The following is a 23,909-nucleotide window of genomic DNA, read 5'->3' as shown; positions in this document are numbered from 1 at the left end:
GCGACGCAATGACCGGCGCTCCGAAAGCGTAAAGTATTGCTTGACGCGACCGCTCCCACCTTCGTAAGTTGCCCGTAATGGCGATTTAACAGGTGCGGCCAAGGGAGCGCGGCGATGACCGTTCGCACGTTCGGCACCAACTCCGTCGACTGGGAACAGCGACTCGACCTCGACCGCCTGCGCGCCGACCGGCTCGCCCGCCTGCGCACGAAGCTGGAAGCCTCAGAGCTCGGCGCGCTGCTCACGTTCGACTTCGCGAACATCCGCTACATGACCGCCACGCACATCGGTACGTGGGCGATGGACAAGCTCATCCGGTTCGCCGTGCTGCCCCGCGGCGGCGAGCCGGTCCTGTGGGACTTCGGGTCGGCGGCCAAGCACCACCAGCTCTACAACCCGTGGCTCGACGGCACCGAACGCGCCCGCGCCGGCATCTCGACGCTGCGCGGGGCGTTCCACCCCGACGCCGGCATCGCCGAGGAGGTGGCGCGCAAGGTCGCCACCGTGCTGCGCGAGCACGGCCTGGAGAACGAGCCGGTCGGCGTCGACCTCATCGAGATGCCGATCCTCGCGGCGCTGCAGCGGGAGGGACTTCAGGTCGTCGACGGGCAGCAGGTCTTCCTCGACGCCCGGCGCATCAAGACGCAGGACGAGATCGGCCTGCTGGCACAGGCGTGCTCGATGGTCGACGCCGCGTACGAGGAGCTGTACCGGTTCCTGCGTCCCGGCGTGAAGGAGAACGAATGCGTCGGACTGGTCAGCAAGGTCCTGTACGACCTCGGCAGCGAGTACGTCGAGGGCGTCAACGCGATCTCCGGTGAGCGCTGCTCGCCGCACCCGCACGTCTACAGCGACCGCCTCATCCGGCCGGGCGATCCGGCGTTCTTCGACATCCTGCACAGCCACATGGGCTACCGCACCTGCTACTACCGCTGCTTCGCCGTCGGCAGCGCGTCACCGGCCCAACGCGACGCCTACACCAGATGCCGCGAGTACATGGACAACGCGATCGCCCTCGTGAAGCCCGGCGCGACCACCGCCGACATCGTCAGCGTGTGGCCGACGGCGCAGGAGTTCGGCTTCCCCGACGAGGAGGCGGCGTTCGCCCTCCAGTACGGACACGGCGTGGGGCTGTCGATCTGGGAGAAGCCCATCTTCAGCCGGCTGGTGTCGCTGGACCATCCGGAGGTGCTCGAGGAGGGCATGGTCTTCGCGCTCGAGACGTACTGGCCCGGCAAGGACGGCTGGTCGGCCGCGCGCATCGAGGAGGAGGTGGTGGTCACCGCCGACGGGTGCGAGGTCATCACCAAGTTCCCCGCCGAGGAACTGCTCGTCGCCGGCAAGCGCTACTTCACCGCGGGCGGCGTGCTGAACAGCACGCGCGAGTCCCAGTCGCACCTGAACAACGGGCACGCGGAATGACCGGACTCCTGGAGATGTACGAGCGGATGGCCGTCATCCGCCGCACCGAGAAGGCCGCGTTCGACCTGTTCATGCGCGGCCTGGTCAAGGGGACCACGCACCTCGCGTCCGGCCACGAGGCGGTCGCCGTCGGTACGGCCGCCGCGCTCGGTGACGACGACTACGTGTTCGCCACCTACCGCGGCCACCACCACGCGATGGCGATGGGCGCCACCGCCGAGGAGTGCCTGGCCGAGCTGATGAGCAAGGCCACCGGCATCTGCAAGGCCAAGGGCGGCTCGATGCACCTCACCAAGGCCGCCAACGGGATGCTCGGCTCGTACGCGATCGTCGGGGCGCACCTGCCGATGGCGGTCGGCGCGGCGTGGTCGGCGAAACTGCGCGGCACCGAGCAGGTCGCCGTCGCGTTCTTCGGTGACGGCGCCACGAACATCGGCGCGTTCCACGAGGCGCTCAACCTCGCCGCGGTGTGGAAGCTGCCGGTGCTGTTCATCTGCGAGAACAACTTCTACATGGAGTACACGCCGATCGGCGCGGTCACGGCGGTGGAGCATCCGGCGGCCGACCGCGCGCCGGCGTACCGGATCCCGGCCGAGGTCATCGACGGCAACGACGTCGTCGTCGTGCGCGAGGCCGTGTCGAAGGCGGTGGGACGCGCGAGAGCGGGCGACGGGCCGACCGTCATCGAGGCGGAGACCTACCGCCACCACGGGCACAGCCGCACCGACCCGGCGAAGTACCGCCCGGCCGAGGAGGTGGAGCGGTGGATGAAGCACGACCCGCTCGACATCGCCCGGGCCCGGCTGGAGGCGCAGGGCGTCACCCCCGACGACATCCGCGCGGTCGACGACCGCGCCGACCGGCATGTGGCCGACGCGGTCGAGGCCGCGAGGAACGCACCGGACGCCGATCCGGAGGAGGCGTTCACCGACGTGTGGGCCGACGGGAGCGCGACATGGCGGACCTGACCACCTACCGCGAGGCGGTCGCCGAGGGCATCGCCCGCGAGATGCGCCGCGACGGCACCGTCGTGTGTCTCGGCGAGGACATCGGTGCCGCGGGCGGCGTGTTCAAGACGACCGTCGGACTGTTCGAGGAGTTCGGCCCGACGCGCGTGTGGGACACCCCGATCTCGGAGCAGGCCATCGTCGGCGCGGCGATGGGTGCGGCGATGACCGGCATGCGCCCCGTCGCCGAGATCATGTTCTCCGACTTCCTCGCGTGCTGCTGGGACTACCTCGCCAACGAGATCCCCAAGGTGCGCTACATGACCGGCGGCCAGGTGACCGTGCCGCTGGTCGTGCGCACCGCCAACGGGGGCGGGCTCGGCTTCGGCGCCCAGCACTCGCAGGCGGTGGAGAACTGGGCGCTCACGGTGCCCGGCCTGAAGATCGTGGCACCGTCGACGCCGGCCGACGTGGTCGGCCTGATGGCGTCCGCGATCCGCAGCGACGATCCCGTGGTGTTCTTCGAACACAAGGGCCTGTTCGCCGCGAAGGGCGCACCGGCGCCGCCGGACCATGTGGTTCCGCTCGGCGAGGCCGCCGTCGTGCGCGAGGGGTCCGACGTGACGCTGTGCGCGCTGGCCTCCACCGTCCCGCTGGCCCTCACGGCCGCGGAGGCCCTCGCGAAGGACGGCATCAGCGTCGAGGTGATCGACCTGCGCTGCCTCATCCCGCTCGACATGGCGACCGTGCTCGCCTCGGTGGCGAAGACGTCGCGGCTCGTGGTGGTCGAGGAGAACCCGTACCAGGGCGGCTGGGGCGGCACCGTCGTGTCGATCGTGGCCGACGAGGGCTTCGAGACCCTCGACGCGCCGATCCGCCGCGTCGCCGCCGAGAACGTTCCGCTGCCGTTCGCCGACACGCTCGAAGACCGGGTGATCCCCACCGTCGACAAGGTGGTCACCGTCGTGAGAAAGACCGCCGAGTACTAACCCCTCCCACCACCCACGCGATCGCAAAGGAGTGATCGTCCATGAGCCACCGCATCCTGCTCCGCGGCGGCCGGGTCATCACCATGGACCCGGCCATCGGAGACCTCGACACCGGCGACGTCCTCATCGAGGACGGCAAGATCGTCGCCGTCGAGCCGACCATCGAGGCCGACGCCGAGGTCGTAGACGCCACCGGCCGGATCGTCATCCCCGGCTTCGTCGACACCCACCGGCACACGTGGGAGACCGCGATCCGCGGCGTGGCGCCGAACGCCACCCTCGACGACTACTTCGTCGAGATCCTCGACACGTTCGCGCCGCTGTACCGGCCCGAGGACGTCTACTCCAGCAACCTGGCCGGGTCACTGGAGTGCCTCAACGCCGGCATCACCACGCTCGTGGACTGGTCGCACATCAACAACACCCCCGACCACCCCGACGCCGGCGTGAAGGCGTTGCAGGAGACCGGGATCCGGGCCCAGTACGCGTACGGCAGCGCGAACACCTCGCTGGCCGCCTACTGGTTCGACAGCTCCATCGCGATCCCCGGCGACGACGTGCGCCGCATCCGGAACGCGCACTTCTCCTCCGACGACCAGCTGCTCACGATGGGGCTGGCCACCCGCGGCACCGGCTTCTGCCAGGACGAGGTGGTGAAGACCGAGTGGGCGCTGGCCCGCGAGCTGAACATCCCGATCACCGTGCACGTCGCGATGGGACGCATGGCCGGGCGCTTCGGCATGGTCAAGGCACTGTCCACCATGGACCTGCTGGGGCCGGACACCACGTTCATCCACTGCTGCTACCTCAACGAGGAGGAGTGGCAGCTGCTCGCCGACTCCGGCGGCACGGTGTCGATCGCCCCGCAGGTCGAGGTCCAGATGGGGCACGGCTGGCCGCCCACCGCCAAGACGCTGGAGTACGGGCTGCGGCCGAGCTTCTCGATCGACGTCGTCACGACGGTGCCGGGTGACATGTTCACCCAGATGCGCGCCGCGTTCGGCGCCGACCGGGCCCGTACCAACGCGATCTGGTGGGAGAAGAACGAGCCGGCGCAGGGTCTGCTGACCCACCGGCAGATGCTCGAGGCGGCCACCATCAACGGCGCTCACGTCGCCGGGCTGGAGAGCCGCACCGGGTCGCTGACCCCGGGCAAGCGGGCCGACGTGGTGCTCATCGACGCCACCGCGATCAACATGGCGCCGATCCACGACCCGGTCGCGGCCGTGGTGCTGTGCGCCGACGTGTCCAATGTGGAGGCCGTGCTCGTCGACGGGCAGTGGCGCAAGCGCGACTTCAAGCTCGTCGCCGACGTCGCGAACGCGCGCACCCTGGTCGAGAACTCCCGCGACCACCTCCTGGCGGAGGCCGCACGCAAGGCGCGAGAGACGGCGGCGGCGTAGGTGACGTCGTACATCGTGGCCCTGGCCGCCGAGGCGTCCTACGACGTCCCCGGCGGCTGGGCGGCCGGCGCCACCGGCTACCGCCGCTGGGACGTCGTCACCGAGGCCGCCGGCAGCGTGCACACCGGTTTCAACGTCGGCGTGCTCGACCCCGGTGGCACCGTGCCGGCGCACGTGCACTCGTTCGAGGAGAGCGTCTACATCCTCGACGGGCACGGGATCCTCGACACCGCCGAGGGCGCGTTCCGGCTCTCGCCGGGCGACTACGCGCTGCTGCCGGTGGGGGTCCCGCACGCCTGGCGCAACGACGGCGCGCAACCGGTGCGGTGGGCGGAGATGCAGGGACCGGTGCCCCGTGACCGGTTCGGCGGCGACACCGTGCTCGTGCCGCCGCTGACGGAGCACGAGCCGCTCGCCGTCGATGTCCGCGACCCGCGCACCCGCCGGCTGGGCAACATCACACCGGCCCACATGGACGTCGCCAAGCAGCAGCAGGGTGTGCTCGCGGTGTCGGCGAGCATGCGTACCGCGCTGCTGGTCTACAGCGGCATCACCGTGAAGATGATGGTCGACAGCGATCTCGGCGCCCGCCTGACCACGATGTTCATGGTGCACTACGACCCCGACGGCGCCGCCGGCCCGCACGACCACCCGTTCGAGGAGACCTACCTCTTCCTGGAGGGCACGGCGCGGGCGGAGTTCGACGGCGAGGTCCACACGCTCGGACCGGGCGACATCGCGTGGGCCGGTGTGGGCTGCGTGCACGGGTTCGGCAACCTCGGCGGCGGACCGCTGCGGTGGCTGGAGACCCAGTCGCCGCAGCCACCGGGCCGGCACTCGTACCGGTTCGTCCGCGACTGGCAGTACCTGCGCGACACCTTGGAAGGGGAACAGGCGTGAGCTCGTTGGTGGTCATCGGCGGCACGGCCGGCATCGGGCGGGCGATCGCCCAACGCGCGGCCGGCCGCGGCGACGAGGTCGTTGTCACCGGGCGCGACCCCGACCGCACGAAGGCGATCGCGGAGGAGATCGCCGCCGACGTTCCCGGATCGGCCCGCGGCATCGCGCTGGACATCTCCGACCCCACCACGATCGGTGCCGCCCTCGCCGACGTCGACCACGTCGACCACCTCGTCGTCGCGGCGATCGAGCGCGACCAGAACACCGCGACGAACTACGACGTCGCGCGGGCGATCCGGCTGGTGACGCTGAAGCTGGTCGGCTACACCGAGGTCATCCACACGCTGCTGCCGCGCATCGCGAAGAGCGGCTCGATCGTGCTGTTCGGTGGGCTGGCCAAGGACCGGCCGTACCCCGGCTCCACGACGGTGTCGACGGTGAACGGTGGCGTCACCGGCCTGGTGCACACGCTCGCCGTCGAGCTGGCGCCGATCCGGGTCAACGCCGTGCACCCGGGCATCATCGCCGACACCCCGTTCTGGGAGGGCAAGCCGCTCGACCACGTCGTCAACCGCACCCCGATCGGCCGCACGGCGACCACCGACGAGGTCGTCGGCGCCACCGAGTTCCTGTTGTTCAACGGTGGCGTGAACGGGGTCCACCTCGCCGTCGACGGCGGCTGGATGCTGACGTGAGCGTGCGCGTCGCGGTCGTCGGCACCGGGCGCATGGGTGCGGCAATGGCCGGCCGGCTGCGGGCTCAGGGGGTCCCGGTGACGGTCTTCAACCGCACCGCCGAGCGGGCGGCCGCCGTGGCCGCCCGCACCGGCGCGGACCTCGCGCCGAGTGCCCGCGCGGCCGCGACGGCCGCCGAGGTGGTGCTCGTGTCGCTCGCCGACGACGCCGCGGTCGAGGCCGCCTACACCGGCGACGACGGCCTGGTGGCGGGCCTGCGCGCCGGAACCGTCGTCGCCGACACCAGCACCGTCGACCCGCGCACGGCGCTGCGCCTCGGCGACCTCGTGCGCGACGCCGGCGGCGCGCACCTCGACGCGCCGGTGTCGGGCAGCGTGCCGGTCGTCGAACGCGGCGAGCTGACCGTGCTAGCCGGCGGCGACGCGGCCGACCTCGACCGGGCACGGCCCGTGCTCGACCGCCTCGCCGCCCGCGTCGTGCACGTCGGCCCGGCCGGCGCCGGCGCGACCATCAAGCTCGCGGTGAACGGGATCGTGCACGCGCTCAACCAGGCGCTGTCGGAGGCGCTGGTGCTGGCCGAGGCGTCCGGGGTCGACCGGGCCACCGCGTACGACGTGTTCGCCGCGAGCGTCGTCGGCGGGCCGTTCGTCCAGTACAAGCGGGCCGCGTTCGTCGACCCGGAGAACGCGTCGGCGGCGTTCACGCTCGACCTGGTCGGCAAGGACCTCGACCTGCTGCTGGCCCTCGCCGGCCGCGGCGGGGTACCGGTGCGGCAGGCGGAGGTGAACCGCGCGGCGGTCGCGGCTGCGTCCGCGGCGGGTTTCGGCGACCGCGACATGAGTGCGGTCGCTGCGCACCTGCGTCAGCTGCGCAGCTGACCCGCGATCGTCCGGGCGCACTGCAGCGCCTCGGTGTGCGTGGTGTCGACCTCCACGTCGTAGACGACGCCCCGGTGGACCAGGTCAGCCTGCGACTCGGCCATTCCGCGCTCCCGGTCCCCCCGCGCGATCTCGCGCCCGGCGGCGACCGCGCGGTCGCAGCGGACCCCGACCCACAGCACCTCGAGCCCGGCGAGCGCCGCCCGCCACTCCCCCTGCGAGTGCGCCCCGCCGAGGAACACATCGTCGATGACCACGTGGGCGCCGGCAAGCGCCATCGCCGCCACGCCCGCCCGCCATGCCTCCTGCAGCTGGCGGAACTGCGGCCCGACGCTCACCGTGCCGTCGCCGGCGACCTGGATCCCGGCCGACGGCGGCAGCGCGTCGACGAGCGTGTCGACCCCCAGCGCCAGCCACGGCTGCGGCAGCACCGCCTGCAGGCACCGCACGATGCCCGACTTCCCCGAGCTCGACCCCCCGTTGAGCACGATCACCCGCGTCGCCATCCCGGCCACTCTAGGCTCCGACGGACCCGGCCGCCCTGGCCGCCCCGACGAGTGCGGACACCAGAGCGCCGAGCGCCGGATCCGTGCGGCCGCCGGAGCGGCGGTGGGCGACCAGGATGTCCCGGCTGCCCACGTCGAGGCCGGTGCACGTCACGGCGTGCGGGTCGGTGAGGGCGAGCCTCGGGACGATCGCGGCACCGCGGCCGGCGCGGACACGTGCAGCGCGCGGGCGGCACCGGCGAGGCTGCCCGACAGCGCGACCATGCGGAGCACGTGCAGCCGGGGGGCGTCCATCAGCGCTCCATCAGTAAACGCAGCTTTCGGCGACCGTCACGAACGTGAACTGTACTTAACGTCGGCCGGCGGCGAGGCTGGAGCCCGTCTCGACGAAAGGGGACCGAATGATCGCGCGAAGCTGGCGCGCCACCGCCACCACCGCGGGCGCCGAACGGTACGACCTGCACTTCCGGACCGCCGTACTCCCCGAACTGCGGGCCGTGCCCGGGTTCCTGACCGCCTACCTGATGCGCCGCGCGAGGGGCGCCACGGTCGACCTCCACGTGCTGACGCTGTGGGAGTCGATGGCCGCCGTCACCGCGTTCGCCGGCGGCCCGCCCGACACCGCCGTCGTCGAGGACGCGGCGCGGGCGGCCCTCCTGACCTTCGACGAGCGGGTCCGCCACTACGACACCGTCGCGGCCTGAGGCCCTAGAGGCGCACTCCCAGCAGCGCGTCGACCGCTGCCACGACCTCGCCGACCGGGGCGTCTCCGGTGCCGGACAGCGTCGCCTCCGCCCACCCGTCGACCACGGCGAGGGCGCCCGGCGTGTCGAGGTCGTCGGACAGTCGCTCCCGCAGCGCGGCCACCACGGGACCGGGGTCGGGGCCGGCGCCGCGGGCGGCGGCCTCGCGCCAGCGGGCCAGCCGCTGCTGACCGGTCTTGAGCACGTCGTCGGTCCACTGGCGGTCGGTGCGGTAGTGCTCGGCGACCAGCGCCAGCCGCAGCGCCATCGGGTCGACGCCGTCGGCGCGCAGCCGGGAGACGAACACCAGGTTGCCGCGGCTCTTGGACATCTTCTCGCCGGCCAGCCCGATCATGCCGGCGTGCGCGTAGTGCTCGGCGAACGGCGCGGTGCCGGTGAGCACCTCGGCGTGCGCGGCGGAGCACTCGTGGTGCGGGAAGATCAGGTCGTTGCCGCCGCCCTGCACGCCGATCCGGTCGCCGAGCAGCCGCAGCGCGATCACCGCGCACTCGACGTGCCAGCCGGGCCGGCCCGGGCCGAGCGGCCCACCCTCCCACGCCGGTTCGCCGTCGCGGGCACCGCGCCAGAGCAGCGGGTCCAGCGGGTCGCGCTTGCCCGCGCGTCCCGGATCACCCCCGCGCTCGGCGGCGAGCGCCAGCATGGTCTCCCGGTCGTAGTGGGACTCGCTGCCGAAGCCCGCCGCGGCCGAGATCGGGAAGTACACGTCGCCGGTGCCGTCGTCGAGGCGGTAGGCGGCGCCCTTCTCCATCAGGTCGACCACCGCGGCGGCGATCCGCGGGATCGACTCCACCGCGCCGACGTAGTACGCCGGCGGGATGATCCGCAGCGCCTCCATGTCCTCGCGGAACAGCGCCGTCTCACGCATCGCGAGGACCACCCAGTCCTCGCCGTCGCGCTCGGCGCGCTCGAGCAGCGGGTCGTCGATGTCGGTGACGTTCTGGACGTACCGCACGTCGTGGCCGTTGTCGCGCCAGACCCGGTTGACCAGATCGAACGTGATCATCGTCGCGGCGTGGCCGAGGTGGGTGGCGTCGTACGGGGTGATGCCGCACACGTACATCGTGGGCGTGCCGGTCGCCGCCACCGCGGCGCGCGCGGTGTCGTACAGCCGCAAGGGGACGCCCCGACCGGGCAGTTCGGGTACGTCGTGCGAGGTCCAGGGGTCCATGCCCGCAACCTTAACCGCCGATCATCGCGTGAAGCGCATGTCCATCCAGTGGGCCCAGCCACCGTCGGTGCGCCGCTCCCAGCGGGCCGACATCGTCGCGCCGGCCGGGTCGAGGTCGACCGCCTGGAACGGCTCGCGGCCCTCAGATAGGCGGCCACGGCAGCGCCGGCCAGTCCTCCGGCGGCGTCGGGAACACCTTCGTGCGCAGCAGCGTGTCGACGCGCCGGCACAGCGCCCGCAGCTCGCGGATCGTCAGGTGCTCGGCGAGCGTCTCGCCGAGGTCGGCGTCGAGCGCGGAGCGCAGCTTGCGCAGCACGTCGAGCGCGTCGTCGGGCACCGGCGACTCCGACCAGCCCCACAGCACCGTGCGCAGCTTGTTCTCCACGTGGAAGCTGACCCCGTGGTCGACCCCGTGGACCTCGCCGTCGACGGTGGACAGGATGTGGCTGCCCTTGCGGTCGGCGTTGTTGATCACGGCGTCGAAGACGGCCATGCGGGCCAGCTGCGGCTCGTCGGCGTGGGCGAGCACGAACGGGCGCCCGTCCTCGTCGCGGGCGGCGGCGACCCGGTGCCAGCCGGTCGGGATGCGCCGGCCGGGCACGAAGTCGACCAGCGGCTCCTCCCGCTGGCGGTCCTCGTCGATCCACAGCTGGCACATGCCGGGACCCAGCGGCCCGTCGCGCAGCACCGTCGGCGGCACGATCCCCCAGCCGGTGAGCTCCGACACCAGGAAGGCGGCGTACTCCCGGCCGGCGAGCGTGCCGTCGGGGAAGTCCCACAGCGGGCGTTCGCCGCGCACCGGCTTGTAGACGCACCGGGCGGTCACGTCGTCGAGGGTGATCTCGGCGCGCAGGGTCGTGTTGGACGCGTCGACGAGCCGGCCCTCGATCTCCAGGCTGCCCCGCGTGAGCAGATCGGTGTGCTCAGAAGCCACGAGCTACCGGTGGTACCCGTTGTGCCGGGGGCACAGGTGCCCCTTCGGGTCGAGCGGCTGGCCGCAGAGCGGGCACGGTGGGCGTCCCGACGCCAGGACCCGCTTGGCGCGCTCGATGAACGCCCGGGTCTCCTGCGGGGTCAGCCGCACCCGCAGGCGGTCGCGGTCGTCGTCGGCGTCGTCCTCGTCGTCGTCGGTCTCTTCCTCGGCCTCGATCTCGCCCTCGCCGGCCGCGATCGCCTCGATGACGACGGTGGCCGTGTCGACGTCGAAGGCCAGCCCGAGGGTGCCGACCCGGAACTCCTCGTCGAGCGGGGTGTCGAGGGGCTCGTTGTCGGCGGCCAGCTCCATCGTGGGCAGGTCGATGCCGAACCGCCGGTTGGCCTCGGCGAGCAGCTCGTCGAGCTTCTCGGCGAGCAGCTGCACCTGGACCTTCTCCAGGGCGACGCTGACCAGCCGACCGCCGCCGCGGGCCTGCAGGAAGAACGCGCGCTCACCGGGCGGCCCGACGGTACCGGCCACGAACCGCTCCGGCGGTTCGAACGCGTACACCTGGTGGGCCATACCCACGACGATATCCGTATCGGTACGCCCACGCCGACTGGGTCGCGTCACAGCCGTGTCAGATCTTTCCTCCGGTGTCACCGCCACCAACCGCGGCGTCGCTGTCGCTGGTCGCGGCCGTGCGGCGCTTGCGGGTCTTCTTCGGGGGGATCAGGGACGTGAGGTCGGCGCCCGAGTCGTTGAGCCGCACCACGAACGGGCGGGTGGCGGTGTACCGGATCGCGGTGATGGACGCCGGGTCGGCCATGAGGCGCTGGAACTGGTCGAGATGCAGCCCCAGCGCGTCGGCGACGATGGCCTTGATCACATCTCCGTGGCTGCACGCCACCCACAGCGCGTCGGGGCCGCGTTCGGCGTTGACGGTGGCGTCCCACTCGCGTACGGCGGCCACGGCGCGGGCGGCCATCGCGGCCATCGACTCGCCACCGGGGAACGTGACCGCGCTCGGATGCGCCTGCACCACCTTCCACAACGGGTCCTTCGCGAGCTTGGCCAGCTCCTTCCCGGTCCAATCGCCGTAGCCACACTCCGTGAAGCGCTCGTCGACCGCGGGGGTGACCGCGGGAAGCGCCTCGGCGAGGGTCTGGCGGCACCGGATCAGCGGGCTGGAGACGACCGCGGCGAGCGGGATGCCGGCGAGCCGCTCGCCGGCTCTGCGGGCCTGTGCACGGCCGACGTCGTCCAGCTCGGTGGGTTGGTGGCCGGCGAGGATGCCGGCTGCGTTGCTGGTCGTGCGGCCGTGGCGGAGAAGGAGGACGGTTGCCACGGCCGCAAGATTACTAGTGGTTGCTCTCGCCTATGCTCTCCAGCGGCCATGAACAGCAGGGGGCGTGTGTGAACATCTTCGAAGCGGTACTGCTCGGTGCGGTCGAGGGCGTCACCGAGTTCCTGCCGATCTCCAGCACCGGTCACCTGACCATCCTGGAGAAGCTGCTCGGCTACCGCATCGACGACCCCGACATCACCGCGTTCACGGTCATCATCCAGTCCGGCGCGGTGGCCGCGACGATCCTGTTCCTGCGCAAGGACATCGCGCGGATCGTGCCGGCGTTCTTCAAGGGCCTGTTCGACGCCGAGGTCCGCAAAGGGCTGGACTTCCGGTTCGCGGTGGCGGTGCTGCTCGGGTCGCTGCCGATCGTCGTCGCGGCGCTGCTGTTCAAGGACCAGGTCGAGACGACGCTGCGCAGCCTGTGGTTCGTCGCCGGCGCGCTGATCCTGTGGAGCGGGGTGATGGCCTTCGCCGACCACGCCGCCACCCAGCAACGCAGCGAGAAGGACGTCACCTGGAAGGACACGCTGATCATCGGCGTGGTGCAGTGCATGGCGCTGATCCCGGGCATCTCCCGCTCGGGTGCCACGATGTCGGCCGGCCTGCTGCGCGACCTCGACCGGGTCACGGTCACCAAGCTGTCGTTCTTCCTGTCGATCCCGGCGCTCACCGGTGCCTCGGCGTTGCAGGGCGTGGAGGAGTTCGACAACATCTCCAGCGGGGTCGGCTGGACCAACACCATCGTGGCGACGGTGGTGAGCTTCGTGGTGGCCTACCTGTCGGTGAACTGGCTGCTGCGCTACATCGCCCGCCACTCGTACACCATCTTCATCGTGTACCGGGTGGCGCTGGGCCTCCTCCTGGTCGTCCTCCTCGCGACGAACGTCATCGAGCCCAAGTAGCTACGCGGTGCCGGACTTCTCGTAGGCCTCCGCGGCCAGCCGCAGCTGGTTCACGCTCTCCTCAAGGGTGTTCGCGTGGATGGCCAGCGACAGCGTGGTGACGCCCGACGCGGCGAACTCGCGCATCCGGTCGGCCACGCGGTCGACCGGCCCCAGCAGCGACGTGCGGTCGATGAACTCCAGCGGCACCGCGGCGGCCGCGTCGCGCTGGCGCCTGGACAGGTACAGGTCCTGGACCTCGCGGGCGGCGTCGCCGTAGCCCATGCGGGTGGCCAGCGCGTTGTAGAAGTTCTTCTCGCGGCTGCCCATGCCGCCCACGTACAGGGCCGCGTACGGGCGGACCGGCTCGGCGGCCTTCTCCAGGTCATCGCCGATCACCAGCGGGACGCTCGGCACGACGTCGAACGGCTCGTCGGCGCGGCCGCCGCGCTCGCGGCCGGCGCGGATCGACGCGAGCTGCTCGTCGGCGAACTCCGGTGCCCAGAACACGGCGAGCAGGCCGTCGGTGAGCTCGCCGGCGAGCTCGAGGTTCTTCGGGCCGATCGCGGCCAGGTAGGTGGGGATGCGCTCGCGGTGCGGGTGCAGCATCAGCTTCAGCGGCTTGCCGGGACCGTCGGGCACGGGCAGCGTGTGGTGCTCGCCGGCGTACTCGACCGTCTCCCGGCCGAGCGCCTTCGCGATGACCTCGAGGTACTCGCGGGTGCGGGCGAGGGGCTTGGCGAACGGGACGCCGTACCAGCCCTCCGACACCTGCGGGCCCGACACGCCGAGGCCGAGCCGGAACCGGCCGCCGGTGAGCAGGTCGAGGGTGGCTGCGGTCATCGCGGTCATGGTGGGCGTGCGGGCGGGGATCTGGAAGATCGCCGAGCCGACGTCGATGCGCTCGGTCTGCGCGCCGATCCAGGCCAGCAGCGTGGCGGCGTCGGACCCGTAGGCCTCGGCGACCCAGACGGCCGACAGGCCGAGGCGGTCGGCCTCCCGCGCCAGGGCGAGCCGGTCGGCCGGGGTGTTGCGGTTGGACAGGTATCCGAGGCTGAGCGCGAGGCGCACGGCGACCCCCCTGATTCATCAACGTCTGAAGGTCGACTCACCTTATGTGTGGTACGTGGTCCGGAGCGTGGGTGGCCCTATCCTGTGGCACATGCAACAGCGACCGCTCGGCCGAAGCGGGCTGGCGGTCTCCCGGCTCGCGCTGGGCACGATGACCTGGGGCCGCGACACCGACACCGACGACGCGGCCGAGCAGCTCAAGACGTTCGCCGACGCTGGTGGCACCTTGATCGACACGGCCGACGTCTATGCCGACGGTGACGCCGAGGCGGTGCTCGGCAGCCTGTTGCACCGGCTGCTCCCCCGCGACGAGGTCGTGATCGCCACCAAGGCCGGGCTGCGGCCGGGGCACCGGCGCCGCCGTGACGCGTCGCGCGGGCATCTGCTGCGCGCGCTGGACGCGTCGCTGGCCCGGCTCGACACCGACCACGTCGATTTGTGGCAGGTGCACGGTTTTGACCCGGACACGCCGCTTGAGGAAACTTTGTCCGCTCTGGACTTCGCCGTCACGTCCGGGCGGGCCCGGTACGTCGGCGTGTCGAACTACTCCGGCTGGCAGACCGCCCGCGCCGCCACGATGCAGGCGTGCGCCGGCCGGACCCCGCTGATCTCCAGCCAGGTGGAGTACTCGCTCGTCGAGCGCGAGATCGAGCGGGAGGTGGTGCCCGCGTGCGCCGATCTCGGGTTGGGCGTGCTTGCCTGGTCGCCGCTCGGGCGTGGCGTGCTGACCGGCAAGTACCGCTACGGCGTCCCGGCCGACTCGCGCGCCGCGTCGGCGCACTTCGAACGGTTCACCGCGCCCTACCTCGACGCGCGTTGCGGCGGGATCGTCGAGGCGGTCTCCACGGCCGCCGACGGCCTGTCCGCGGCCCCGCTCGCGGTCGCGCTGGCCTGGGTGCGTGACCGGCCCGGCGTCAGCTCGGTGATCCTCGGCGCCCGCACGGCCGCGCAGCTCGTCGGGTCGCTCGCGTCGGAGCGGCTGGACCTGCCGGAGGAGATCCGCGTCGCGCTCGACGACGTGTCGCTGCCCTACGGCGGCTACCCGGAGCGTGACCTGTAGTTCCGCCTCTGGTGCAAAGGCTCGGGGCGCGGCAATATCGGAAAATGGATTACGAGTACGCGCCGCTGCGGTTACCCGCGAATGTCGACCGGATGACCGCCACGGCGCAGCTGACCATCCAGGCCGAGTACGCGGGATGGGAGCTGGCCCGGGTCCAGCTCTACCGCGACGGCACCCGCCAGGTGATGCTCCGGCGCCGCGTCGCGCCCGGGCATCAGCAGCCGCCTCCCGGCCCGTCCATCTGAAGTTTTCCGGGTTGACCGCGCCACTCCTATTTACAACGGGTGAGCGCGAGAATATCTTGCGTAACCATGACGTGGCGCCAACCCCTGCTCGACGCCTACGCCTCCGAGCACGCCAGAACCCTGGCGTATGTGATCGCCTCCCGCGACGACACCGTGCTCGCGGAGGTCGTCGCCCAGCGGCACGCCCGCCGCATCGAGCCCCACCTGCTGCTGGCCGAACTGACCGACGCCCAGGTCAGCGACCTGCGCCGGCAGTACGCGGGGCGCGCCGTGATCGCTCCCGACGCGCCCATGAGCCCTTTCTGCTCCTAGAGATAGTCGTCGTCCAGGGTCTCCAGCAGCCACAGGCTGCCGCCGCTGGGTGAGGTGCCGTTACCCTCCGACGACGCCCACTTCTTGGCGTTGTACCCCGCGGTGACGAACGTGCCGGGCGTGGTCTCCACGCTCGAGGGGTTGGCCTGGTCGCCGAAGCCGGAGTTGTAGATCGGCACCACCTTCTGTCCCGCCGACGGCTGCCGCCACGGCAGCTGGGCCGGGTTGCTGATCAGCGTGCCGTACGTGGGCCGGTAGGTCACACCCCGGTCGCCGAAGGTGAACAGCAGCCGGTCGTCGGCGGTCTTCAGCAGGTGGTGCGAGCTGGCCTGCACGTTCCAGTCGGCGCGGGTGAACGTCGGCGTCGCCGCGTTCACGTTCCAGGTGACGACCCGGGCGGGCGCGCCGAGGCGGTCGCTGCTGTTCGTGCGCAGCCAGCGTTCGTGCCGCACGACGGCGACGATCGTGTCGTCGAACTGCGCGAGGCTGGGTTCGAACCACATCTCGTCGCGGCCGTCGGCGGCCTGCGAGGTGGTCTGCAGCGTGTGGAACGTGCTCACCGGCAGCACGTACGACGCGGTCCCCTGGTAGGTGGCCTTCGCGACGTAGGAGTTGCCGCTGCCGGTGTACACCGGGATCAGCACCTGGTCGGACCCCTCGACCGCGAGGATCCCGCCGTGTTCGGCCAGCGTGCCGGAGATTCCCGGCACCGACAGCTTCTGCGGGGTGGCGAAGTAGCTCCAGCCGGGCCGCCACACCGCGTAGTAGACGCCGTCGTTGGGCACGAACCAGGTCAGCAGCACGCTGCCGTCGTGCATCTTCCCGAGCTTCGGGTCGCGCATGTCCCGGCCCGCCATGGGCGTCATGTCGGCGAGGGCGTCGTGGCGTTCGGGCCAGGTGCGTCCGTTGTCGCGGTTGTCGAACGCGACCTGGACCTTCCCGACGGCGTTCTGGTGTTCGGCCGCGCGGTGCCAGACGGCCATGATGCGGCCGTCGTCGAGCGTGAGCAGGTCGGGGAAGCGCGCCTCGTACGGCGACGGCTCCTGCACGACCCGTCCGATCCGCGTGACGGCCGCGTTCGCGGGCGCCGCGGTGGCGACGACAGTTGCGGTGAGTGCCATCGCCACGAGGGCATGGCGCAGCGTGATCCGACCCATCCCAGCACCCCGATTTCCACAGATCCGTCTCGATGGGGATCGATGTCCAGGAAGTGTGGCATACATGGAACGACTTTCCATATAGTCCACGGGGGTCAATGGGAAAGGCCGCCGGTGGCGCCGGCGGCCTTGAAAGCTTCTATGGGACGCGCGTGAGCGCGCGACTGTCAGCGGGTCGCGTTCGACGCGGCCTCGTCCTCTTCCTCTTCCTCTTCGTCTTCTTCTTCGTCGTCCTCGTCGTCTTCGTCGTCTTCCTCGTCCTCGTCGTCGAAGCCGATGCTCGCGTGCTCGTCGAGCCGGTCGACGAGGCGGTCGCCGGTCTCCAGCGCGAACGGGCCGGTGCCGTCGGTCTCGTCGAAGGCCTCCGGGTCGAGCGGCTGACCGACCTCGGCAACCACGACGACCCCGTCGAGCGACTCGAGCTCGGGAATGTCGAGCGCGCCCAGCGACACGTCGGAGGCCTGCATGAGCTCCAGGACGGCCTCGCCGACGGTCTCCACCGCCGCGACCGGCTCCTCGTTGCCCTGCTGGCTGGTGCGCCGCGCGCTCTCCGCGGCCCGCAGCAGCGCGGCGACGCTCGGCACCCGGTAGTCGCGCCGCTGGCGCACCGAGATGACGTGCTCGTACTCGTCCTCGCCGGCGCCGGCGCCCACCCCGAAGCCGAACTGCTTGTCGGCCTCGTTCGGGTCGATCGGCTGGACGTCCCACGGCGTGACCTCGCCGAACGCATCGAGCAGCTGCTCGTCGTACTCGAACGAGGCGTTGTTGAGCTCGACGTAGGCCCGCCAGACCTCGTCGTCGTCGGCGCGGCCGTCGGCGGCGCGCACCGCGGCCAGGTGATCCCGGGCAGCCGTGATCATGCGCTCCAGTGCGGCATCCAGTTCGGCGTGCCGGTCGGTCATATCTGAGCTTCCTCTCGCTCTCGCTTGGTCTGTTCAGCTCGCCGTCAGGAAGCGGTCGAGTACGCGCACGCCGAACTGTAGTCCGCTGACGGGTACGCGCTCGTCAATGCCGTGAAACAGCGCGCTGAAATTGAGATCGGCGGGCAGCCGCAGCGGGGAGAACCCGAAGCAGCGGATGCCCAGCCGGCTGAACGACTTGGCGTCGGTGCCACCCGACAACATGTACGGCACCGCGTGCGCTCCGGGGTCCTCCGCGCGCAACGCGGCTTTCATCGCCTCCACCAGCGGACCGTCGAACGTGGTCTCCACAGCCGGGTGCAGGTGGCCGGTCTCGATCTCGATGTCCGGGCCGATGACGGCCCGCAGCTGCTCCCGGAAGATGTCGGCCTGGCCGGGAAGCGTGCGACAGTCGACCACCGCGGTCGCCGTACTCGGGATCACGTTGTCCTTGTAGCCCGCGTCGAGGCGGGTCGGGTTCGCGGTGTTGCGGATCGTGGCTCCGATGATCGCGGCCAGCGATCCCAGCTTGTTGATCGCCGTCTCCGGGTCGTCCGGGTCGATCTCGATGCCGAGGGCCTCGCCCACCTCGTCCAGGAAGGCCCGGACCGTCGGCGTCAGCACGACGGGGAACCGATGGCGGCCGAGCCGCCCGACGGCCTCGCTGAGGGCGGTGATCGCGTTGTCGTCGTGGATCATCGACCCGTGCCCGGGGCGGCCTTTCGCCTTGAGCTTGAGCCAGTCGATGCCCTTCTCGGCGGTCTCGATGAGGTAGAGACGCCGGTCGTTGCCGACGTCGTAGGAGAACCCGCCGACCTCGCCGATCGCCTCGGTGCAGCCCTCGAACAGCTCCGGCTCGGTGTCGACCAGCCAGCCCGCGCCGTAGTCGCCGCCCGCCTCCTCGTCGGCGAGGAACGCGAGCACGATGTCGCGCGGGGGCCGCCGGCCCTCCCGGGCCCACTGCCGGACGACCGCGATCATCATCGCGTCGAAGTCCTTCATGTCGATCGCGCCCCGGCCCCAGAGGAAGCCGTCCTTCTCCTCCCCCGCGAACGGGTGCACCGACCATTCACCGGGGTCGGCCGGCACCACGTCCAGGTGACCGTGGACGAGCAGGGCGGGCCGGCTGCTGTCGGTCCCCTCGATCCGGGCCACGAGACTGGTCCGCCCCGGCGCCGCCTCCCTGATCTGCGACTCGATGCCGACCTCGTCGAGCTGCGCCGCCACATACTCGGCCGCCACCCGCTCACCGACCGTGGTTTTCGGGTCACCGGTGTTGGTGGTGTCGATACGCAGCAGGTCGCGACAGATGCGAACGACCTCGTCGGTGCCGGTCATGCCCTCACTCTATGGGTGAGGCTGTCGCCCCGTTCGCAGGGCCGACCCGTGTCTTGATCCTGCGCCCTGGCCTCCACACCCTGTGCCCTGCGCCGCGGCCCTGCGCCCTGGTCGCTGTGTCCTTGCCCTGTGTCCTGGCCTCTGCGCCCTCGCCCTGGCCCTGCGCCCCTGGCCTCTCCGCCCTGCCCTGCGCCCTGGCGTATACGCCCGTGCCCTGCGCCGACCTGCGCCGATCTGGAACCGCTCCCAAATATCGTGTGGCGACCGGCACCTCCCGTTTATCAAATAAATCGCATGGGTACCTCCGCACCATGACCTTTCTGCTGTGGATCCTCGCAGTTGTCCTCGTGGTCGCCGGCATCGTCTCGATCGTCCGCGGCCAGCTCCTCTGGGGCATCGTGCTCATCGTCGTCGGGCTGCTGGTGGGGCCCGGCGGGGTCAGCATCTTCACGTAGCCACGCAGGCGCCGCCCAATCCCCCTCTTGACGGCGTCTCTCAGAGACAGTGGCCCCGACCCGCCGGTCGGGGCCGCTGCGCATCCGGGTCCCTTCGCGCCCCTCCCCGCGGAGGGGGTAACCCCTGTGCGAGGAGTGCGGGGGGCGATGTACAGTAATCGCGCGGCGTGACCCGGACGGTCACGCAGGTCCGAGTGGCGGAATGGCAGACGCGCTAGCTTGAGGTGCTAGTGCCCGTATAGGGTGTGGGGGTTCAAGTCCCCCCTCGGACACATCATTTCCCCACCGAACGCGATCGTCGTTCGGATTCAGCGGCCGGGTCTCCCCGAACCTGCAGCGAACGGCATGGGAAATCCGAGGTCGCTCACCAACGCCAGGTCGATTCTGATCGTGGCGGACTCGGCCGCCCACGCGTCGTGGTCACAGACGATGACCATCTCGTTGGCCCGTAGGACCGCCGCCACCTCAGCCGCCTCGGTCAGCTCCGGAAGCAGCCTGCGCAGGCGCCGGTCACCCAGGACCCGGGCGAGCAGGTGGTCCTCCCGCACGTACACCCGCTTCGCCCCACTCGTCGACGGCGGCTGCCCGCTGGTCCGGCCGTGCCGGCACCGGTAGCAGGCGCGATCATGCAGCCAGTGCGAATCCAACGCGCGGCCGCAGATCCCGCACACCACCACCCCAGCCAACAGATACGTCCGCCGCGCACCGTCGGCCGGCATCGGCGCGGTGTGCACGGCTTGGACGCGGACGAACTGTGCCTCGGTGACCAACGGCGGATGCACCACCTCACGCGAGATCGCCCACTGCGCCGACGTGGCCCGCGACCGCACCTCCAACCCGGGATCGGCACCTCCGGCCGGTCCGGCGAGCCCCGGTTGGACGGTTGCCGGTTCCACACATGCCGACCGGTGTAGCGCGGATTCGACAGAATCGCCGCCACCGTGGTGATCATCCAAGCCTCGCCGCTGCGATGCTGGTTGCGGTCGGGGTCCGCCCTCGACGGACATGGCACCCGACGCTCGTTCAACTCCCGCGCGGTACCGGTCACACTGCGCCCGGCCAACCGCTGCTCGAAGATCCACCGGACGTGCGGTGCGGTCACGGGGTCAGGGTCCAACCGGTGCAGCCGCCTCCCCCGTCCGGCATGGACCCGGTTCGGATGCGGACCTGCGTCGACCAGCCGGTAGCCGTACGGCGGACGGCCACCCAGATGCCGGCCCTGCACCTCAGCCTGAACCCGCATCGCCGCCATCGTCCGAAACCGCGCCCGCGACACCTCCCGCTGCGACCGAACCCCGAGCAGATCAAGCACCGCGAGCTGACGCGGGCTGTCGAAGTCGACCGGCCCGTACGTTTCCGGCAGCCACAACTGGACGCCGTGCCGACGCAGCGTGGGCGCCAGCTGGGCACGCTGTTGACCGGCGAACGCCCGCTCGTACTCCCCCACCACCACCGCATCGAACCGGCGATCGTCGGCGGCCATCTCGACCAGCAACCGCGACGCCTGCGGCCGATCCGACCATGCCACCCGCCGCGGCACCCCCGCGTCGAAGAACTCCACCACGATCCGACCGTGCCCGGCCACCAGCTCCCGCGCTGCCTCCCGCTGCCAACTCCACGACGACAACCGATCCTGATGATCAACCGTCGACATCCGACCATAGAACGCAAACCGCAACCCACCCGGCTCGCTGACGAACCGGTGCGGCGTGACCCTCCCGCGCCTGGCTGCCCAGGCCACCAACGAGTTGCTGCCAGGACGGTGGTGGAGCAGCTGCGTCATGGTGACCTCCGAAGTCTGACCTTCGCCGGTCACCTACCCCCTGGCGAAGGAGCGAGCCAGTCGGCGGACATGTTCACCACTTCGTGTCACGGAATTGGACGCAGTGCGACCTCAGATCGTGGCCGCATTCCTCATACGTACGCCGGCGATATCTGGGCCCTCATACCGTTCGGCGATGACGCCCTTCACGTCACCGTCGTAAGTTGCACACCTGCCTCTCGTCACCGCGCAGCCGAGGACGTGTTCCCGGTTGCCGCAGTGGTTGTCCCGGGTCGTCTGATCCGTGGTGCCGTTTTCGGATCGTCGTAGCCGATCGCGAGCACGTGGTGTCGGTCGATCGGGTTCTTCTTGGCGCCAGGATGCCGACGCGTCAGGCCGCCTGCTCGTCGGGGCGGCGGGGTGAGGGTGCGCCACTGCCGCTTCGTCCGGCTCTGCAGCACGTGGGCACCGCCCAGCCCGAGGATGTCCAGTCCGACCCGACCGCCAGCCGCAATGCGGTGCAAAGCGGCGCACCGACAGCGTTGAAGGGCGCCGGTAGCTCGCCGCACTGCGGCTTGACGTGCGGCACCTGGGCAGTCGGGGAACGTGCGCACGGTGAGGTCCGGCGTGAGCGAACGGAGACAAGTACCTGGCGCCATCGCGCACCGCCAGTCCGGCGTGAACCGGGCCCGACTTCCTCGATCGAGCTTTGCGCGGGCCGATTTGCGTGTTTGTTCAACTGCGAACCGCGACAGCCACGACTTCGTACTCCACTACATAAAGTGCATCTTCAATAAACGGGGAGTAGCGCAGTGGTGCTGGGCCGGAACACCAATGATCAATCCGGGTGAGATCCCGCAGATCCCTGGAGACATGGACGCGTTGGCCGCCCACGCCGAGGCGCGGACAGCCGTCGGATCAGGGTTCGCCAGCACCGGGCAGGCGATCGATACCACGTGGCAGGGGCTGGCTGCGGTCTATCAGGCGCCGGAGGCTGAGCAGCTGTTCGCCGCGACCGGTCCGGTCCGGACGGTGTCGGCGTCGGTCGGTGAGGACATGCGGGCCGTGGGTGCCGCACTTGCCGTCTACGCCGCCGAGGTGAATGAGATCAAAGCCCGGCTCGCCGCCCTGAAGACCGACGCCGAGCAGTTCGTCGCCTCGGTCGACGGCGACCAGGACTGGCGTGACAACGACAAGACCGTCGACCGGCACAACGGTCTGATCTCGGCGGTCAACACGCAGGTGGCCGCGTTCTTCGAGGCGCAACGCCGGTGCGCGAACACCATCAGCGCGTTGTACTACGGCCGGCAGTACCGGGCCGACGACGGCGACGGCAAGGCCGAGGACGGCGAGTACGGCTTCACCGCCGACCTGCTCAACACTGCGGCCGGGGAGAAGGGACTGCTGCCCTGGGGCAGCACCGCCGACCACGACCGCGGAGTTGTCGGCGATGTCGGTGCGTTCTTCGCCGGGGTCGGGGAAGGCTTCATGAACATGGTCAAGGACCTCGGCGCGTTGATCGGCCGCGACCCGGCCACCCGGGGAATGGAGCTGGGGTGCCGCCGGGGCCGCGTGGAAAGGTCTGGGCGAGTTCGCCTACGCCGGAGCGATCTACACCAGCGCCTCGATGTTCCTACCCGACCTGATCTCAGACGACCCCGACGCCCAACGGACCAAGGCCGGCAACCTGCTCCTCAACGCCGGCAAGACCATGATCGCCTACGACACCTGGGGCCACGACAAATCCCGCGCCGCCGGGCAGACCACATTCAACGTCGTCTCCAGCATCGTCGGCACCAAAGGAGCCAGCGCCGGCCTACTCGGCACCGGCGCAGCCGTCGGCGCCGTCCACGGCAGCGCCACCGCCACCCGCATCGGCGCCGGACTCATCCGCGCCGCAGGCTGGATCGACAACCTACCCACCGCCGGCCAGATCGCCACCAACGTCGCCCACAAACTCCACCTCGACATCCCCCACCTCGGCCCCATCCCGGCCATCGCCGGCGACGCACCCGTCAACAGCCGCGGCATCGACCTCGACCCGCCGAACACCCGCGGCACCGACCCGATGCACATGAACAGCGGACCTGCCCCATCCGGCCGTGGTCTGCCGGACGGCACCGCGGGTGGCCTCCCCGGCGACCGCACGCCGGGGGTCAACGCCCCAGACGGCAATGCCCTCGACGGCCCGACACCCGGCGACGGCGCTCCGAGCGGCCCACCAACCAGCGACCACTCACCCACCGGCCGGACACCCGACGACAGAACCCAGACCGGCAACACGCCCGACAACGGAACTCGCGACCTGTCACCGGCCGAACGTCAGCAGTTCCTCGACACGGCCGAGCGACTCGGCCCACACGCCGAAGCACGAGCCCGCACACTCCTCGGCCGCCACGACCTCCCCGATGGGATGGCCAATCAGGCCATCCGCGACTTTGTCGACCTGCACAACTCCGGACGCATCGCCGGCACCCCCACCCACCAGATCGACATCTTCCGCAACATCCTCGGCACCCTCGACGGCAGCGCCGACAACGCCGCCGGCATGGCCGCCGAACTCCGCGCCGCCAACGAAGTCCTCCACCGCCCCGACCTCGCCCCCGGCAGCCGCATCGGATTCAACGTCCGTGAGGGCGAATAGGTCGACCTGGGCAACGGCACCGTCGTCGACACCGGCCGCGTCCCCCAAACGGACCTGATCTACCAGACCACTGACGGCCGCGTCCACCTGGAAGAGGTCAAGACGACTGCGAGCGCCGCCGTCAACAAACTCGACCGCGCGAACCA

Annotated in this window: 27 protein-coding genes, 1 tRNA gene and 1 pseudogene; 15 read left to right on the top strand and 14 right to left on the bottom strand. The window is 70.9% G+C overall.

Annotation, left to right across the window (positions count from 1 at the left end):
- The first annotated feature begins 114 nt into the window (after positions 1-114).
- Genes Voc01_RS40745 through Voc01_RS40715 form a run of 7 tightly spaced genes read left to right on the top strand, consistent with a single transcriptional unit; the run spans position 115 to position 7,234 of the window.
- Entirely contained in the window at positions 115-1,422 is a 1,308-nt protein-coding gene (locus Voc01_RS40745; protein ID WP_203933059.1) for a M24 family metallopeptidase, read from the top strand.
- Complete coding sequence (locus Voc01_RS40740; RefSeq protein WP_203933058.1) at positions 1,419-2,390, top strand: thiamine pyrophosphate-dependent dehydrogenase E1 component subunit alpha; 972 nt, start codon at positions 1,419-1,421, stop codon at positions 2,388-2,390. Before Voc01_RS40745 ends, Voc01_RS40740 begins: the two co-directional genes overlap by 4 nt.
- Entirely contained in the window at positions 2,378-3,358 is a 981-nt protein-coding gene (locus Voc01_RS40735) for an alpha-ketoacid dehydrogenase subunit beta (RefSeq protein ID WP_203933057.1), read from the top strand. The genes Voc01_RS40740 and Voc01_RS40735 overlap by 13 nt, the downstream gene beginning before the upstream one ends.
- A 41-nt stretch (positions 3,359-3,399) precedes the next feature.
- Positions 3,400-4,761 (top strand): amidohydrolase family protein, encoded by a 1,362-nt coding sequence (locus Voc01_RS40730; protein WP_203933056.1) that lies wholly within the window; start codon positions 3,400-3,402, stop codon positions 4,759-4,761.
- On the top strand, positions 4,762-5,661 hold the full coding sequence (locus tag Voc01_RS40725; protein ID WP_203933055.1) for a cupin domain-containing protein: 900 nt from the start codon (positions 4,762-4,764) through the stop codon (positions 5,659-5,661).
- A complete protein-coding gene (locus Voc01_RS40720; protein ID WP_203933054.1) occupies positions 5,658-6,356 on the top strand; it encodes an SDR family NAD(P)-dependent oxidoreductase in 699 nt (232 codons plus the stop codon). The genes Voc01_RS40725 and Voc01_RS40720 overlap by 4 nt, the downstream gene beginning before the upstream one ends.
- Positions 6,353-7,234: an NAD(P)-dependent oxidoreductase gene (locus Voc01_RS40715; RefSeq protein ID WP_203933053.1), complete on the top strand. Its 882-nt coding sequence runs from the start codon at positions 6,353-6,355 to the stop codon at positions 7,232-7,234. The genes Voc01_RS40720 and Voc01_RS40715 overlap by 4 nt, the downstream gene beginning before the upstream one ends.
- Here Voc01_RS40715 and cpt read toward each other — a convergent pair.
- From cpt to Voc01_RS40700, 3 genes are read right to left on the bottom strand one after another with little or no spacing between them, the layout of a single operon-like run.
- Positions 7,219-7,740, bottom strand: coding sequence for a chloramphenicol phosphotransferase CPT (gene cpt / locus Voc01_RS40710; RefSeq protein ID WP_203933052.1), 522 nt, complete (start codon positions 7,738-7,740; stop codon positions 7,219-7,221). The genes Voc01_RS40715 and cpt overlap by 16 nt on opposite strands.
- Positions 7,741-7,750: 10 nt before the next feature.
- Positions 7,751-7,894, bottom strand: coding sequence for a hypothetical protein (locus Voc01_RS40705; RefSeq protein WP_203933051.1), 144 nt, complete (start codon positions 7,892-7,894; stop codon positions 7,751-7,753).
- Complete coding sequence (locus tag Voc01_RS40700; RefSeq protein ID WP_203933050.1) at positions 7,891-8,034, bottom strand: helix-turn-helix domain-containing protein; 144 nt, start codon at positions 8,032-8,034, stop codon at positions 7,891-7,893. Before Voc01_RS40700 ends, Voc01_RS40705 begins: the two co-directional genes overlap by 4 nt.
- 107 nt (positions 8,035-8,141) lie before the next feature.
- Here Voc01_RS40700 and Voc01_RS40695 point away from each other — a divergent pair, with 107 nt between their 5' ends.
- Entirely contained in the window at positions 8,142-8,444 is a 303-nt protein-coding gene (locus Voc01_RS40695) for an antibiotic biosynthesis monooxygenase (protein WP_203933049.1), read from the top strand.
- 4 nt (positions 8,445-8,448) lie between these two features.
- Here Voc01_RS40695 and mshC read toward each other — a convergent pair whose 3' ends face one another.
- The 4 genes from mshC to Voc01_RS40675 form a co-directional block, all read right to left on the bottom strand.
- A complete protein-coding gene (gene mshC, locus Voc01_RS40690; protein ID WP_203933048.1) occupies positions 8,449-9,672 on the bottom strand; it encodes a cysteine--1-D-myo-inosityl 2-amino-2-deoxy-alpha-D-glucopyranoside ligase in 1,224 nt (407 codons plus the stop codon).
- A 142-nt stretch (positions 9,673-9,814) separates the two neighbouring features.
- Entirely contained in the window at positions 9,815-10,606 is a 792-nt protein-coding gene (locus tag Voc01_RS40685) for an SCO1664 family protein (RefSeq protein WP_203933047.1), read from the bottom strand.
- Between the two features lie 3 nt (positions 10,607-10,609).
- Positions 10,610-11,170, bottom strand: a complete 561-nt coding sequence (locus Voc01_RS40680) for a DUF3090 family protein (RefSeq protein ID WP_203933046.1) — start codon at positions 11,168-11,170, stop codon at positions 10,610-10,612.
- 58 nt (positions 11,171-11,228) lie between these two features.
- Positions 11,229-11,936 carry an MSMEG_4193 family putative phosphomutase gene (locus Voc01_RS40675; RefSeq protein WP_203933045.1) on the bottom strand — a complete coding sequence of 236 codons (708 nt, stop codon included), beginning with the start codon at positions 11,934-11,936 and terminating at the stop codon, positions 11,229-11,231.
- A gap of 68 nt (positions 11,937-12,004) precedes the next feature.
- Here Voc01_RS40675 and Voc01_RS40670 point away from each other — a divergent pair, with 68 nt between their 5' ends.
- Complete coding sequence (locus tag Voc01_RS40670) at positions 12,005-12,841, top strand: undecaprenyl-diphosphate phosphatase (protein WP_203933044.1); 837 nt, start codon at positions 12,005-12,007, stop codon at positions 12,839-12,841.
- Here the strand turns inward: Voc01_RS40670 and Voc01_RS40665 are convergent, their stop codons facing one another.
- Complete coding sequence (locus Voc01_RS40665) at positions 12,842-13,891, bottom strand: LLM class F420-dependent oxidoreductase (protein ID WP_203933043.1); 1,050 nt, start codon at positions 13,889-13,891, stop codon at positions 12,842-12,844.
- A gap of 91 nt (positions 13,892-13,982) precedes the next feature.
- Here Voc01_RS40665 and Voc01_RS40660 point away from each other — a divergent pair, with 91 nt between their 5' ends.
- From Voc01_RS40660 to Voc01_RS40650, 3 genes are all read left to right on the top strand, one after another.
- The gene (locus tag Voc01_RS40660; RefSeq protein WP_203933042.1) at positions 13,983-14,951 is read left to right on the top strand and encodes an aldo/keto reductase; all 969 of its coding nucleotides are present in this window, start codon (positions 13,983-13,985) and stop codon (positions 14,949-14,951) included.
- 44 nt (positions 14,952-14,995) lie between these two features.
- Complete coding sequence (locus Voc01_RS40655; RefSeq protein ID WP_203933041.1) at positions 14,996-15,196, top strand: DUF5703 family protein; 201 nt, start codon at positions 14,996-14,998, stop codon at positions 15,194-15,196.
- Positions 15,197-15,262: 66 nt separating this feature from the next.
- Positions 15,263-15,508: a hypothetical protein gene (locus Voc01_RS40650; protein ID WP_203933040.1), complete on the top strand. Its 246-nt coding sequence runs from the start codon at positions 15,263-15,265 to the stop codon at positions 15,506-15,508.
- On the opposite strand, the gene Voc01_RS40645 is transcribed toward Voc01_RS40650, so the two are convergent.
- From Voc01_RS40645 to Voc01_RS40635, 3 genes are all read right to left on the bottom strand, one after another.
- Complete coding sequence (locus tag Voc01_RS40645; RefSeq protein ID WP_203933102.1) at positions 15,505-16,665, bottom strand: exo-alpha-sialidase; 1,161 nt, start codon at positions 16,663-16,665, stop codon at positions 15,505-15,507. The two genes, Voc01_RS40650 and Voc01_RS40645, sit on opposite strands and share 4 nt — an antisense overlap.
- A gap of 167 nt (positions 16,666-16,832) precedes the next feature.
- Entirely contained in the window at positions 16,833-17,567 is a 735-nt protein-coding gene (locus Voc01_RS40640; RefSeq protein ID WP_239160852.1) for a hypothetical protein, read from the bottom strand.
- Between the two features lie 33 nt (positions 17,568-17,600).
- Entirely contained in the window at positions 17,601-18,902 is a 1,302-nt protein-coding gene (locus tag Voc01_RS40635) for a M20/M25/M40 family metallo-hydrolase (protein WP_203933039.1), read from the bottom strand.
- A gap of 311 nt (positions 18,903-19,213) precedes the next feature.
- On the opposite strand from Voc01_RS40635, the gene Voc01_RS40630 reads away from it, so the two are divergent.
- Together Voc01_RS40630 and Voc01_RS40625 are read left to right on the top strand one after the other, a co-directional pair.
- Positions 19,214-19,357 carry a GPGG-motif small membrane protein gene (locus Voc01_RS40630; protein WP_203933038.1) on the top strand — a complete coding sequence of 48 codons (144 nt, stop codon included), beginning with the start codon at positions 19,214-19,216 and terminating at the stop codon, positions 19,355-19,357.
- Positions 19,358-19,545: 188 nt separating this feature from the next.
- Positions 19,546-19,629: transfer RNA gene (locus tag Voc01_RS40625), tRNA-Leu, on the top strand.
- A gap of 36 nt (positions 19,630-19,665) precedes the next feature.
- Here the strand turns inward: Voc01_RS40625 and Voc01_RS53605 are convergent.
- The 3 genes and pseudogenes from Voc01_RS53605 to Voc01_RS40615 all read right to left on the bottom strand — a co-directional run bounded on the left by Voc01_RS53605 (position 19,666) and on the right by Voc01_RS40615 (position 22,550).
- Positions 19,666-20,253 (bottom strand): recombinase zinc ribbon domain-containing protein, encoded by a 588-nt coding sequence (locus tag Voc01_RS53605; RefSeq protein ID WP_239160851.1) that lies wholly within the window; start codon positions 20,251-20,253, stop codon positions 19,666-19,668.
- 44 nt (positions 20,254-20,297) lie between these two features.
- A pseudogene (locus Voc01_RS53600) lies at positions 20,298-21,011 on the bottom strand (recombinase family protein); the annotation flags it as partial.
- Positions 21,012-22,037: 1,026 nt separating this feature from the next.
- Positions 22,038-22,550: a hypothetical protein gene (locus Voc01_RS40615; RefSeq protein ID WP_203933037.1), complete on the bottom strand. Its 513-nt coding sequence runs from the start codon at positions 22,548-22,550 to the stop codon at positions 22,038-22,040.
- Between the two features lie 196 nt (positions 22,551-22,746).
- On the opposite strand from Voc01_RS40615, the gene Voc01_RS40610 reads away from it, so the two are divergent.
- Positions 22,747-23,763: a hypothetical protein gene (locus Voc01_RS40610; RefSeq protein ID WP_203933036.1), complete on the top strand. Its 1,017-nt coding sequence runs from the start codon at positions 22,747-22,749 to the stop codon at positions 23,761-23,763.
- The last annotated feature ends 146 nt before the right edge of the window (positions 23,764-23,909 follow it).

Origin of the sequence: Virgisporangium ochraceum (genome assembly GCF_016863655.1) — a bacterium.
Taxonomy (GTDB): Bacteria; Actinomycetota; Actinomycetes; order Mycobacteriales; family Micromonosporaceae; genus Virgisporangium; species Virgisporangium ochraceum.
Note: the sequence above shows the minus strand (reverse complement) of the source record. Positions and strands in the feature narration are given on the sequence as shown.